9 protein-coding genes are annotated in these 14640 nt (G+C 32.8%); 4 read left to right on the top strand and 5 right to left on the bottom strand.

Annotated features, from left to right (window positions below; translation table 11 throughout):
- Nucleotides 1-11: 11 nt before the first annotated feature.
- From C3L50_RS04690 to C3L50_RS04670, 5 genes are read right to left on the bottom strand one after another with little or no spacing between them, the layout of a single operon-like run.
- Nucleotides 12-1244, bottom strand: coding sequence for a glycoside hydrolase family 88/105 protein (locus C3L50_RS04690; protein ID WP_103804984.1), 1233 nt, complete (start codon nucleotides 1242-1244; stop codon nucleotides 12-14).
- Nucleotides 1245-1269: 25 nt separating this feature from the next.
- The gene (locus tag C3L50_RS04685; RefSeq protein ID WP_103804983.1) at nucleotides 1270-2472 is read right to left on the bottom strand and encodes a glycoside hydrolase family 88/105 protein; all 1203 of its coding nucleotides are present in this window, start codon (nucleotides 2470-2472) and stop codon (nucleotides 1270-1272) included.
- Nucleotides 2473-2475: 3 nt separating this feature from the next.
- Nucleotides 2476-3444, bottom strand: a complete 969-nt coding sequence (locus C3L50_RS04680; RefSeq protein ID WP_103804982.1) for a DUF4861 family protein — start codon at nucleotides 3442-3444, stop codon at nucleotides 2476-2478.
- 10 nt (nucleotides 3445-3454) lie between these two features.
- Nucleotides 3455-4390 (bottom strand): alpha/beta hydrolase, encoded by a 936-nt coding sequence (locus C3L50_RS04675; RefSeq protein WP_103804981.1) that lies wholly within the window; start codon nucleotides 4388-4390, stop codon nucleotides 3455-3457.
- 8 nt (nucleotides 4391-4398) lie between these two features.
- Nucleotides 4399-5853, bottom strand: a complete 1455-nt coding sequence (locus C3L50_RS04670) for a glycoside hydrolase family 28 protein (protein WP_103804980.1) — start codon at nucleotides 5851-5853, stop codon at nucleotides 4399-4401.
- Between the two features lie 259 nt (nucleotides 5854-6112).
- Here C3L50_RS04670 and C3L50_RS04665 point away from each other — a divergent pair, with 259 nt between their 5' ends.
- The 4 genes from C3L50_RS04665 (at nucleotide 6113) to C3L50_RS04650 (ending at nucleotide 14609) form a co-directional block, all read left to right on the top strand.
- Nucleotides 6113-7162 carry a LacI family DNA-binding transcriptional regulator gene (locus tag C3L50_RS04665; RefSeq protein WP_103804979.1) on the top strand — a complete coding sequence of 350 codons (1050 nt, stop codon included), beginning with the start codon at nucleotides 6113-6115 and terminating at the stop codon, nucleotides 7160-7162.
- Nucleotides 7163-7804: 642 nt separating this feature from the next.
- Nucleotides 7805-11125 carry a SusC/RagA family TonB-linked outer membrane protein gene (locus C3L50_RS04660; RefSeq protein ID WP_103804978.1) on the top strand — a complete coding sequence of 1107 codons (3321 nt, stop codon included), beginning with the start codon at nucleotides 7805-7807 and terminating at the stop codon, nucleotides 11123-11125.
- 45 nt (nucleotides 11126-11170) lie between these two features.
- Nucleotides 11171-12958, top strand: a complete 1788-nt coding sequence (locus tag C3L50_RS04655; protein WP_103804977.1) for a RagB/SusD family nutrient uptake outer membrane protein — start codon at nucleotides 11171-11173, stop codon at nucleotides 12956-12958.
- Nucleotides 12959-12983: 25 nt separating this feature from the next.
- Nucleotides 12984-14609 carry a DUF4957 domain-containing protein gene (locus C3L50_RS04650; protein ID WP_165783971.1) on the top strand — a complete coding sequence of 542 codons (1626 nt, stop codon included), beginning with the start codon at nucleotides 12984-12986 and terminating at the stop codon, nucleotides 14607-14609.
- The last annotated feature ends 31 nt before the right edge of the window (nucleotides 14610-14640 follow it).

The raw sequence follows: 14640 nt of genomic DNA, 5'->3' as shown, positions 1-14640 counted from the left end.
AGTTAAGCGGATTATCTATTTAATTCTAAAGCTGCCAAAATAAACGGTCCAGTTGCTTTTGGATCATTGTCTTTTTTCTTTTCATTTACATAATACTCATAAGAACCGTCTCTGTAAGGTGTTCCTCCAAGTCCTGCAACGGCGCATACATCAGTAATGGTAATTGTCCCGTCGGCGTCTATTTTCATCAATTTGGTTGTCAAACCATCAAAAGCTTTGTTGGCCAATTTTTTGTATTTTGAGGGTAAATATCCTTTGTTAGCTCCTTTTGCGAAGGCATAAGCAAACATTGCAGAACCAGAGCCTTCTAAATAATTACCTTTTTCGCCAGCTTTATCTGTTACTTGATACCATAAACCTGTTTTTTGGTCTTGGAATTTAGCCAAACTAGCCGAAACATTGTTTAAATAGCCAACCAATTCTTTTTGTTTTGGGTGGTCTTTAGGGAAATAATCTAAAGCATCTACAAGTGCCATTGCATACCAACCCAATGCTCTTGACCAGAAATTGGGTGAGTTTCCAGTTTCTTTGTTTGCCCAAGGCATTAATTTTTCAGAATCCCAACCGTGGTATAATAATCCTGTTTTTGGATCTGTTGCGTGTTTTTGAATTTCTTCGAATTGTTTGGCAACGTCATCTAAGTTTTTTCCGTTTTCGAAAGTAGCAGTGTATTGAGCATAGAATGGTTCTCCCATATATAAACCATCAAGCCACATTTGGTTGGTGTAAATTTGTTTGTGCCAAAACCCACCAGAAGTTGTTCTAGGTTGTCCTTCTAATTGTTTTTTTAGCGTTTGCATGGCCACTAAATAGCGATTGTCTTTTGTTTCTTTATATCTATTGAATAATAATCGTCCTGGTAAAACCAAGTCGATGTTGTATTTTTCTAATTCGTAGGTTTTGATGGAACCATCTTCTTGAACTAAAATATCTACATAATTTTTCACATAAGCAGCATATCTAGGGTCTGGATTTTTTTTGTACAAATCTTCAAATGCGTGCAAAACTAAAGCGTGCACATAGTCCCATTTTGGAGCTTTTGCATTGTCAATCATATAGCTTTCTGGGTGACGTTTCATCAACGTCAAAGCCATTTTATCAGACCATTTTGCATTTTTTGCAATTACAATATTTTGGTTTTCGACAATTTTAGCAGGTTCTTGGGCTGTAGTTTTGCAACCAAGAAGTGCTAACGAAATAAAAAGAGTTGTGGCCTTTAAGGTGTTTAGTTTTTTGTTTAACATAATTGTGTTTTTAATGTTTATATTTTTATTTTTCTAATTCAATTGCAGCTAGAAGAAAAGCGCCCAATCCGTGTGAATTATCTACTTTTATTTTTTCACTTATATAATATTCATAAGAGCCATCTCTATAAGGATTTCCGCCTAATCCTGCGCTTGCACAAACTTGTGTGATGTGAATTTCTCCATTGGCATCTATCTTTATGAGGTTTTTGATTAAACCATTAAATCCTTTATTTGCCGTTTTTCCGAAAGAAGTTGGCAAATAGCCTTTGTTTACTCCTTTTGCTATGGCATAAACCAACATTGATGAGCCAGAAGCTTCTAAATAATTCCCTTCTCTAGTTGCCAAATCAGGAATTTGAAACCATAAACCTGATGAATCTTGATATTTGCTAACAGCTGTCGCCAATTCATTCAAATATTGTACCAATTCTTTCTGTTTTGGGTGGTCTTTTGGAAAATAATCCAATGCATCGACTAAAGCCATTCCGTACCAGCCAAGAGCTCTTAACCAAACATGTGGTGCAGTTCCTGTGGTTGCGTTAGCCCAAGGCATTTTTTTACTTTCGTCCCAAGCATGAAAATACAAGCCTGTTTTTTTGTCAAAAGAATGGTAGTGCAACAATTCAAATTGATGGGCTACATCGTTTAGTTTTTCGCCTTTTTCAAATTCAACAGTGTAACGAGCATAAAAAGGTTGTCCCATATATAATCCGTCTAACCACATTTGGTTGGGATAGATTTTTTTGTGCCAAAAACCTCCTGATGGTGTTCTTGGATAATCATCGAAATTTTTTCTTAATGTTTGTAAAGCAGTAAGGTATTTTTGTTCTTTTGTTGTATTGTAAAGATTGAAAAGTATTTTACCAGCATTGATAAAATCGATATTGTGATCTTTCGGGTCAAATTTTTCGAATGTTCCGTTTTTATCAATTAATTTATCGGCATAACCTTTTATATAATCGTAATATTTGGGGTCTTTAGTTTGGTTGTATAGTTTTTCATACCCTGTTAAAATCATTCCAATTTTGTAATCCCATTTGGGTGCTGGATGATTGTCTATTTGCCAAGCTTCGGGATGTCTTTTCATAATGGACAAAGCCATCCTTTCGGACCATTTTAATTGATCTGAAATAATAGTTTCATTTTTAGTTTCCAATGTTTGAGCATTAGCATTAAAAAATAATACTAAACCCATACAAATGAATGTGTTTTTAAGGGTTTCCATAGGCTAAAGTTTGTTCTTTTTGTTTAAAAAAACTAATTTTTCATCTAAATATTTCATGAAGGCTTCCTTAGATTTTATACCGTCTTTCTCTTGTTCCCAAGTGGCTAAGAAATAATATGAATTCAGTTTTGTAGTAGGTTTGAAAACTAAAAGATAATCCAATTCAGTGTTTTCTATAGATTCCACAGTATTAATTTCATAAAAAATAGCCATTCCCAGTTGATCAGGAATTACTGATTGTGTTCCGTAAGTGGCGATATATGCCCATTTTTTGTTGACACTTTCTTTTTTGAGAAATTCAGCGTTTTTTTGTTTTACAATTCCAGTACAAATTCCTTTGATTTCTTTTGAAGCTTGAATGGTGTGTTTTGTATAGCGCTGGTCTGGAATAATGGATAACTTGGATGTAAAATCAATTTTATCGGAAGCCGTTTTCCAACCATAATAATTTATTGTAACAGTAGATTCGCTGACTTTATTTTCGACTTTAGCAAGGGTAGAATCAACTTCACGGAAATGTAATTTTTCATTGTTCAAATACCGATTTATAGAACCAATTCCGATTCCTTTTCCAGAATTCAAAATATCGCATCCCCAATCTTGCATATTATGATAGGAATCAGAACCTACCTGACCTACTAATGGTAAAATCACGGCATCGGTTTTTTTTCCGAAAATATCAATCGCATTCCTCCAATCTAAGTACAAACGATAGGCTATTTTGTTGCTTTCCCATCCAGGCCCTTCATATCGAATAATTTCTAAATGGTCGGTTTGTTTTGGAGCTATTTTTAGGCTTTGAATGTTTTTAAAAGTTCCCCCAATATATTTATTGCCTTCCCATTTTCCGCCTTCTTTCACCGAAATTTCAGCATAGGTTTTTGAATCTTTACTTGAAGATTTATTGGTTTGGGCAAGGCAGGTATTAACGCCTAATACTAGTAAAGTTGCGACTATTTGTATTGTTTTCATTTTATAAATTTCATTTGAATATTTTATCTAAAAAATGAGTCGTGTACTTTATAGTTTCATCAAACCAAGGGTTTAGGAACCAAAAGGAGTGTGGCGAATTTGGAATGGTTTGGATTTCGCTGTATATTCCATATTTATTGAGTATTGCAATCATATCGTCTCTTCCAGCGTGAAATCTTGGGATACTGCTACAAATGAATAGGATAGGAGGTGTGTTTTTGTCTGCTTGATTTAATGGAGCCGCTTGTTCCCAAATGGAGGGGATTTCTTCATAACTTCCACCCAACCACAAGCCTGCCACTTTGCCTTCTACCGATTCTCTGTGCTTGAATGCCAATGTACCATCTACGTCCACAATTGCATTAACTTTTGAGGAAAATTTGCTAACAGTTTTGGAATCTTCAAATTCTTTTTTACCATTTGTAGTTCCTATCAGAGAAGCCATTTGTCCACCAGAAGAGCAACCTAAAACGGCCACTTTAGTGGTGTCAACATTAAATTTTCGTGCATTTTTTTTGATGTACTGAATGGCATTTTTGACATCAAATATTGCAGCAGGATAAGGTGCTTCCATTGATAAACGAAATTCAATATTAAAACAAGAGTACCCTTTTGAAGCCATTTCTATGGCAAAAGTTTCCATCTGAGATTTATTGCCAGATCTCCAACCACCACCGTGAATGATAACAATTGCAGGGTTTTGTTTCTTGGTTTTATTGTAATAAGCATCAAGATGAAGTTCTCGATCTTTTATTTTTTTATAAACGATTTCTTTTTTCTGGTTTACGGTTTCATAGCTTCGAGTTGGTACGTAGCTAATGTAGGGGTGGTCTTTTTTGACTTTGTCGTAAACACTTTTTACGGTATAAGTGGTGTCAACAGGAAAGTGGCTTTGCGCAAAAGCAACTTTGGTAAAGAGTAAAAAAAGGAATAGTATTTTTTTCATTGAATGGATTAATTATTCGGATTCTTTACAAGTTCTCCATTGATATAGGTGTCAATGAAATTCAAATTAGTTACATTTTCAATCGAAAACGGTGTACCTACTTTTTCTATAGTTACATTTTTGAAAGTGATGTTTTTGATTGGCGATTCTTTGTATCCTTTGGCAAGAATGCTATATTTTCCAGCATTTTTTACTTTTACATTTTCTAATGAAATGTTTTCAATTCGAGGGATAAAGTTTCCAGTTTGGTTTCCGTGAACATTATAAAACATATCAACTTTTACTATAGCTTCACGAACTTGTCCAATTTCTATATTTCTAACATAGAAATTTTCGATTAATGCACCTCTTCTTGAATTGGTTTTTAAACGAATTGCCACATCAAGGTTTGGACTATTCATAACGCAATTTTCTACATAAACGTTGCTAACTCCAGCAGATATTTCGCTTCCGATAGTAACACCACCGTGTCCATCAAACATTGTACAATTTTGAACTATTATATTTTCACTTTTTATAGCAACACGTCTTCCATCGGCATCACGACCTGCTTTTATAGCAATACAATCATCGCCAGTATCGAAAGTACAATTTTTAATGATTACATTTTTAGAATATTCGGGATCACAACCATCATTGTTAGGACCATGACTTCTTACTGTAACACCATCAATGATAACATTTGTTGATTTGATAGGATGAATTACCCAAAAAGGCACATCTTTGATAGTTACGTCTTTCAAAAGAGCATCAGTACATTCAAAGAATTCTACACAATTGGGTCTTAAGTAATGACCTTCGCCAAAAATACGTTTTTCTACTGGGATTCCTTCTTCGGCCATATCTACTAATCGTTGTCTATTGAGCGGATCTGACTGACTTGGGATTCCTTTTTTCCAACCATAAGAACCACCACCGCACCAAGGCCACCAATTTTCTTTTGTAGCTTGACCATTAATAATTCCTTTTCCGGTTACTGCAATATTATGTTTTTTGTAGGCATAAATTAATGGTGAATAATTCATCAATTCAGTTCCTTCGAAAGAAGTATGTACGATAGGATAGTCTTTGGGGTTGGTGCTGAATAAAATTTCGGCTCCCTCCTCAAAATGTAAATTTACATTGTTTTCTAGATGTATTGGGCCGGTGTAATATTTGCCAGAAGGAACCAAAACAACTCCTCCGCCACTTTTTGAACAAGCTAGAATGGCTTTTTTTATTGCTTTAGTATTATCAAAAGTGCTATTTGATTGCGCTCCGAATTTCAGAATATTAAAGGTTTTGTTTTGGAAATTAGGAACTTTTACACTGTTAAGGATCGTTTCCATTTTGTTCCAAACTTGTTTTGTATCTGTGGTTTCTTGTGCTCTAGTTAAGGAAATTATTAAAAAGAAGAAACCAATAGAAAACAATACTGTTTTATTTAGTTTTCGTCTAATAATTTTGGTTTTGAAATTGTTCATATTTAGATAAAACTTTAGTTAATTATTAAAAATGCAATCGATTACGCAAACTTACAAATAAGTTTGGAATAAACAATATTACGCAGATTAAAAATATTAAATATAATTTATTTATTAAAAAAACTTAAATATGTAAATTATAAGTGTTTTAATAAAAAAAAGTCAAAAAAAAAAAATTTGCGCAATCGATAACGTATTATTTGGTAAATGTGGTTTATTTAAATTAGATTTACGCAATAATTTACATTTATAACTTAATATGGCTCGCAGAACTACAATTTATGACATTGCAAAAGAACTTGATATTACAGCGGCATCTGTCTCAAGAGCATTAAATAATAATCCCAAAATTAGCGAAAGTACTCGAAAACTGGTTATCGAGACTGCCGCCAAAATGAACTATAAGCAAAACAAACTAGCCTTGGCACTTCGAAGTGGTAAGAGTTTTAATGTTGGAGTCATTGTTCCTCGTATTGATAGTAACTTTTTTGCATCAGTAATTCGGGGAATAGAGGAAGAGTTATATGGACATAAATACAATGTAATTATTTGTCAAACTCACGAAGACGAAAAGAGAGAGTTTGAGAATATCAATACGCTATTGAATGCTCAGGTTGACGGAATATTAATGTCGGTCTCTAGTATAAGTTCACAAGATTTTAGTGTTGAAATTGATAGAATTATTAAAAGAGTTGTAGAAAAAAATGTTCCATTAATATTCTTTGATAGAAAGAAAAGTATTGAAGGAGTTAGTTCAGTTACTATAAATGACTTTGAAGTTTCTTATTTAGCAACCAAACATTTAATTGAACAAGGATGTACTCGAATTGCCCATTTCAAGGGAAATCAATTTTTGGAAATATTTAAAAATAGATTCGATGGATACAGACAAGCACTTATTGATAGCGGAATTGAATTTGATGAAAATTATGTGATTGAAACAAGAAGTACAATTGTGGAAGGTGCTAATGCTGTAAAAACACTGATGAAATTAAAGTCTCCGCCTGATGCTATTTTTTCTTCTGGTGATTTTGCTGCTTTGGGAGCAATTCAGCAACTTAAATCAGATGGTATTCGAATTCCAGAAGATTTTTGTGTAGTAGGTTTCGGAAATGAGCCTTTTACTGATTTTATGGAGCTTCCAATGTCAACTGTTAATCAGGTTCCATTAGAGATGGGGAAAATGGCAGCCAAAGTATTTCTTGAACGTATTAATAAAACTGGAAATTTAAAAGCTTCTAATCAGGTTGTGCTTACTTCGGAGTTAAAAATTAGAGAATCTTCATTGAGGGCTGAGGTTTATAAATAAAGTTCTTTTTAAGTAATTATTATAGATTTAAGGGTTAAAATAGTTGAGGTATTTTAACCCTTTATTTGTATTATTAATGGGTAAATAGTGTATTTTGAATTTTATTTTTTGAGGAGCTTAATGTTGTAAGGTTACTTTGTTTCTTGTTTTTCTTTTGTAGGACTATAAGGTAAATTAAAGTTCTTTTTTTTGTGTTGATAATTATGCTTTTTTTATGTTAATTAAGTTTGAATAATTATAGAATTATAAATAAGTTCGGTATTTTAATTATATTTTATAATTAAAATGAGTTTTTTTTATGATTATAAGTTTTTTTCTCAACTTTATTTTTTTTATTCAGAATATTGATTAAATTTGCGTAATCGATTGCATTCTTTTGTTTTTATGAATAATTTGAAAGTAAAAATAAATAAATGTCAATTTGTAAATCTAAGGTTAGAAGATTTTGAAAAAATCCGTTATTCCGTTGGTAAAGCATTGTTTTTGAATTCAAATCTACTTCAGTTAGAAAATTCGATACTATTTAAATGTGTAAATAAATATTAAACAATATCTTATCATTTTTTCATTCTATTTCGTGTTCAATTAAATAATTTAAAATAAATAACAGAAAACAAAATAATAATAACTAAATATTAAACTATGAATGTTAAATATGCATTTAAAAAAGGCAAAAGATTAAGTTTTGTCATTATGCTCTTCCTTAGCTTATTTATGATTAATGAGGTAGCTGCTCAAAATGGAACTACAATAAGTGGTGTGGTTAAGGATGATACTGGTTTTCCATTGCCAGGTGTGAATATTGTTGAAAAAGGCACTAGGAATACCGCTAGTACCGACTTGGACGGTAAATACAAATTAAAATTAACTACAGACAAAGCTGTTATTATAGTTAGTTATATTGGTTTTGATTCGCAATCTACTCCTGTAGCAGGTAAAACTGTAGTGAATGTGTCCTTAAAATCAAGTGCAGAACAATTAGGTGAAGTTAAAGTAGTATCTTATGGGTATGGAACCATTAAGAAAGAAAATTTAACAGGTTCGGTTTCTTCGATAACAGGAAAGGAATTGTCTAAAATGCCAGTAACTAACGTTGCGGAAGCATTGTCAGGAAGACTAGCTGGTGTTAGCGTAAAAACAGTAGATGGTGCTCCAGGCTCTGATATTGTAATTAGAGTTAGAGGTGGAGGGTCTGTTACACAAGATAATTCTCCTTTGTATGTAGTAGATGGATTTATTGTTAGTAATATTAATGATATTCCTCCAACAGATATATTAAGTATTGATGTTTTGAAAGATGCAGCTACTACTGCAATTTATGGGGCACAAGCATCTAATGGGGTGGTTGTTATTACAACTAAAAAACCAAAAGCTGGAAAAACAACTATTACTTACAACCATTATTCTCAATTGAATACTTTGCCTAATTACAAAAGGTTGGAAGTTTTATCACCTTATGAATTTGTGACAATGCAATATGAAACTGCTCGTTTGAAAGATGGAGTTAATTCTGGGGCAACTGTTAAAGCATTCGAAAAATATTTTGGTAAATACGATGATTTGGAATTGTATAAATATAAGAAAGCTAATGATTGGCAAGATGATGTTTTTGGTGGTGGAGCTATTTCATTTTTTAACAATATAAGTCTTACTGGTGGTAGTGAAACTACAAAGTTTTCACTTAGTCTGAGTTCTAATAAAGATGATGGTATTATTCAAGGATCTGGTTTAGATAGAAATGTAATCAATTTTAAATTGAATCACGATATTTCTAAGAAATTAAAATTTGACATAGGCGCTAGAATTACAAATAGAACCGTTAGAGGTGGTGGAACTTCAGGTAGTTCTCAATTGAGAATTAAGAATATTGTAACAGCTAGACCTACAAATGGAATTGCTGATGAGTTGGATCTTGATGCGGTTAATAACGATGGAAGTGATGATTATCAAGAGTTTTTATTAAGTTTGGTAAATCCAAATGACTTGGCTGAACAAGATTGGAGAAAAAACAAAGAAAATAGTTATGTTTTTAACGCTGGTTTAGGTTGGGATATTTTGAGTAACTTAAATCTAAAATCGGTTATTTCTACTAGTAATACTTTTGGTGATAAGTTAAGATTTTATGGTCCTAAAACTTCTTTATCTCAACAAGAAGGAAGTAGTTTGCCAATAGGAACTAAAGATGATTATAGAAATTTTTCTTACAGATTGACCAATACATTGAATTATGATTTCAAAAATATAGGAGAGCATCAATTAGGAATTTTGGCTGGTCAAGAAACCTATTCAATAGGAGGACAGGGTTCTCATGTTAAAGGAAGTTTGTATAGAGCATCCATCACTCCAGAAGAAATGTTTGCTGCTATGCAATTGGGAACAATAACGGAATATAGTACTTATGAAAGTACCAATGAAAATAGATTCTCTTTATTTGCAAGAGCAAATTACTCCTACAAAGACAAATACTTGTTTACAGCTACAGTGCGTCAAGATCAATCAAGTAAATTTGCAAAAGAAAATAGAGTAGGTTTATTTCCTGCCTTTGCAGCGGGATGGAAAATCTCAAGCGAGCCATTTTTGAAAGATTCAAAAATGATTAATGAACTTAAATTGAGAGTTAGTTATGGAGAAACTGGTAATGATAGAATTCCGGCTAATTCAACTGATTTAATATTTGGAGCTTCTTCAACTAGAGGACCAGGTTTTGGAAATAATGCTTTCAATACTTATTACGCTGTTTCAGGTAATACTTTATATAATCCTGATTTGGTTTGGGAAACAACAATTAACAGAAACGTAGGTTTGGATTTCAAATTTTTCAACTCTAAATTATCGGGTAGTTTAGATTTTTATAAAAACACAACCAAAGATTTATTGTTGGCTTCTGCTATCTCTCCTGTTTCAGGATTTAACAACCAATGGGATAATGTGGGTAGTACTTCAAATCAAGGAGCTGAATTGTCTCTTAGTGCTTATTTGATTGATAAAAAAGATTTTACATTGACAGCTAATTTTAATATTGGTAGAAACATATCTAGAATTGATGAGTTGGACGGAACACAAGAGCGTTTCATGCAATCAAACTGGGCAAGTACTGATTTGAAAGATAGAGATGATTATTATTTAGCAGTTGGAAAATCAGTTGGGTTAATGTATGGGTATGTAAATCAAGGGATGTACACAACAGATGATTTCGAAAGTTATAACGCAACAACTGGTAGGTATGTTTTAAAGGCTGGTGTAGTTGATGCTTCAGGAACTTTAGGAGTGTCTAGCATTAAGCCAGGTTACATGAAATTGAAAGATTTGAATGAAGATGGTGTTATCAATAGTAGTGATAGAAAAATTATAGGCGATGCTAATCCTACTGCTCAAGGTGGTTTCGGATTGAGTGGAACTTATAAAGCGTTTGATTTTTCAGCCTTTTTCAACTGGTCTTTAGGTGGTGATGTTTATAATACGGGTAAAATTGATTACAATCAATTGTATCGTTCTACTTATGGTAATATGTTGAACTCGATGAACTCAGCTAGCAGATTTACATATATTGATGCAGATGGTTCTTATACAGGTGTTGCAGGTGGAGTTGTTACTGACTTAGCTCAACTAGCTGAAATGAATAAAAATAAAACAATCTGGAGTGGAAATAATTCATTTGGAGGAGCAGGGTCAGCATCAGTTGTAGTGACGGATTGGGCTATTGAGGATGCTTCTTACTTAAGATTGAATAATGTTACTATTGGATATACACTTCCTATAAAAGATTGGAAAAAAGCTCCGATTAATAATTTAAGACTTTACGTTACAGGTAGTAACTTATGGTTATTGACAAAATATTCTGGATACGATCCTGATGTGAATTCTACAAGAAGCGATGGTTTTGCTGCATTGACTCCTGGGTTAGATTATTCTTCTTATCCTAAAACTGTTGGATTTACTTTTGGTTTAAACGTTACTTTTTAATCCTTAATAATTTTATCCTTTAAATTAACATATAATTTATTTATTATGAAAAATATAAAAAACATATTAATTATAGCTCTGGCATTTATAATGCATAGCTGTTCGGATTTTTTAGAGCCGGATTCCTTGTCAACTTTCAATTCAGAATATGTGTTTTCTAATGTTGATGATGCTAGAAAAGCTACTAATGCTATATATACTCATTTTAATCAAGATGCTTTTAGATCGAGATTGTCTAATAATATGACAGGAAATACAGATATCGAGCAAAATTTCGGTACATCTACATCTGATCGTTATCAAATTTGGAATTTAACGCCTCAGGTGACAAACGGAGATTTGAAAGTAGTTTGGGAAGAAGCTTATAAAGCTATTAGAGATGCAAATTTCGTTATAGATGGTATTAATGCTAGTGCTGCCTTGAATTCTACCGATCCTGCCATTAAAAGTAATATGAGACAGTTTTTAGGAGAGGCTTATACTTTAAGAGCTTATTGGTATAGTATGTTGGTGTTTCATTTTGGCGATGTTCCATTTATGACACAAGCTCCTAAAGCAGGTGTTGAATTTAATTTGCCTAAAGAAGATAGAAATGTAATTCTTTCAGCTGTAATTCAAGATATGATTAATGCTGAAAAGGATATGCAATGGGCCGATCAAACATCTTATGGTATCGAGCAAGTAAATAGAGAATATACTTTGGGAATGATTGCCAGATTGGCATTGCAAAGAGGAGGATGGTTCTTGAAACCCGATATGACAATGGATAGAAAAAGCGATTATTTAGATTATTATCAAATTGCTAAAGACTATACCCAAAAATTAATGACTTTAAAAGATAGAGAATTACCAAAAGATTTCAATCAAATTTTCTTAAATGAGTCTAAATTTATTGTTGCAAATCCAAAAACTAGTGATGTATTATTTGAAGTTCCATTTCCTATTGGTCAAGGAGATGTGGGTTGGAATATTGGAATTAGAGTTGATGCCGGTACTCATCCGTATGGTAGTGGGGGTAATTATATGAATATACCACCGTCTTATCTTTATTCTTTTGATACTAAAGACATTAGAAGAGATGTTACTTGTGGATTGTATTATTTAGATAAAGATTTTGTTCCACAAGTAGTAGGTATTGGTGCTATTGCACAAGGGAAATGGAGTAGAGAATATCTTAGTCCAGCTCCAGGAGCATCAACCAATAAAGGAACAGGTATCAACTGGCCGATGTTGCGTTATTCAGATGTGGTTTTGATGTATGCAGAAGCTGAAAATGAACTAAACGGACCTACAGCAGCGGCTCAATCAGCTCTAAAAAGAGTTAGAAAAAGAGCTTTTAAAGAAGTAGATTGGACTGATAAAGTGGATACTTATGTAGCTAACGTTTCAGGTAGTAAAGATAATTTCTTCAATGCAATTGTAGATGAAAGAGCATGGGAATTTGGAGGAGAAATGATTCGTAAATACGAATTAATCAGATGGAATTTATATGACAAAAAAGTGCAAGCCGCTTCGGAGCAGTGTAAAAAATATGCTGATGAAGCTAAAGCGGGTACAGGAACTTTGCCTGATTATATCTATGTTAAAAATGTTAATAATAGATTAGTTATTCTTAACTTAGATGCAAAACTAGCAATTGCTCCTGACGCAACTTGGACTAGAGTTTCTTGGTTGAATGCATTAAACAGTAGTACAGGTGCATTGGGATATCAAGATTGGATAACTAAAGCTTGGGCTAATTATACTTATCCTGTAAGATACATAATGCCACTTCCTGCTGTTGCTATCACAAATAGTAAAGGTTTATTGAAAAATGATGGTTATGGTTACTAAATGTTTAACACAAAAAAACACAAATATGAAAAATATAAAATTTATCCAAATTCTATTGCTGCTAGTTGGAATTATGACGATATTCTCGTGTAGTGAAAACGAAGGTGATTATCCACAAACCAGACTTTTTAGACCGGTTTTAAATAGTAATTTGATTTCTCAAAACAATGAAATTCAGGTAGATATGGCTAAAATGAAAGAGGCTGTTTCTTATGATATCGAACTTAGTCGTGATAATTTTGCTACAGTTATTATGAAATTTAATACAACTGAAAGCAAATTTCACATAATCAACTTATTATGGGATACAGAGTATCAAGTTCGTGCTACTGCCATTTCAGCTGATCCTCAATATAACAGTAAAGTTTCAGATTTAGGGTCAGTAAAAACTCAAAAGTTTCCTTCAATCTTGCAAGCTCCAACAGCTACTGATGTGATTGATGTTGCTGCAAAAATGACTTGGTTAACTGGTTTAGGAACTGGTGCTGCAATTACTCAAGTAAAAGTTTTTGCTCTTGCAGATGAAAGGTTAAGTAACCCTTTGTTTACCTATCCTGTTACTTCAGCAGAACAACTTTCGGGAACAAAGATTGTAAATGGTTTATTACCTTCTACAACCTACCAAATTGCAATTTATAGCGGAGAAGTAGTCAGGGGTTGGGAAAAATATACTACCAAAGTTGGAATAGCAATAGATGCTACCACTATAGATATTAGAGGGATAGCGCCAACTCCTACTTTATTATTTGATACTTTAACAGCTGCTGCCCCAGGGTCAACAATTATACTTGATGGTAATGTTACTTATGATATGAGTACGACTTATTTTTTTAATAAATCATTAACTATTAAAAGTGGTTATAGTTTTGGTCAAGGTGGTGCTATTGTTAATTTAGTCTCTAATTTTAATATATTGGCTGGTAGTAATGTAGGTTCTATTATTTTTGATGGAGTAATATTAACTTCTCCTGATACTTTAGCAGCCGCTAAATATGTTTTCAATATTAATCAATCTTCAACTATAGGCGAAATTACGTTTAATAATTGTAAAATGAGTAACTATAGAGGTGTATGTAGATTTCAGGCTAGTACAGGAACAATAGGGAAATATACGGTTAATAATTGTATTATAAATAATATAGGTGGTTATGGTGTTTTTAATGTAGATGTTGCTACTTGGACGGCAGGTGATGTTCTATTCAAAAATTCTACCGTATATCGTTCTGTAGTATTTATGGCTAGCAAAAGTACTTCACCTACAAAAAGTGTGACTGTTGAAGACTGTACTTTAAATGAGTTTGTTGCAAAAGCAGGAACTTGGTACAAATGGGTTAATGAAGTGACAAATGGCATTACAATGAAAAATACCATAGTGGGTCATGGTTATGACAGTGCTCCTGGAGGAACCGATTATGCCATTATTGGTTATGCAGGTTTAGCAACTACAAGTTGGACAATTACAAATACCTACTCAACGAGTGATTTTGCTTATGTTCCTCTTAATTTAAAGACAATACCAGGTTTTCCTAGTTTTGCTTATTCTAAAACAGTGACTAGCTTATGGAAAGATCCAGTAAATGGTGATTTTAATTTCATAGATCCTACTTTTGCCGGAATAAAAGATTCTGGTGATCCACGTTGGAGAAAGTAATATAACTTAGTTTAAAAAAAAAGAGATGCTT

This window comes from Flavobacterium alvei (assembly GCF_002920895.1).
GTDB classification, from domain to species: domain Bacteria; phylum Bacteroidota; class Bacteroidia; order Flavobacteriales; family Flavobacteriaceae; genus Flavobacterium; species Flavobacterium alvei.
The sequence above is the reverse complement of the archived record's forward strand: the minus strand, read 5'-3'. Positions and strand labels throughout refer to the sequence as shown.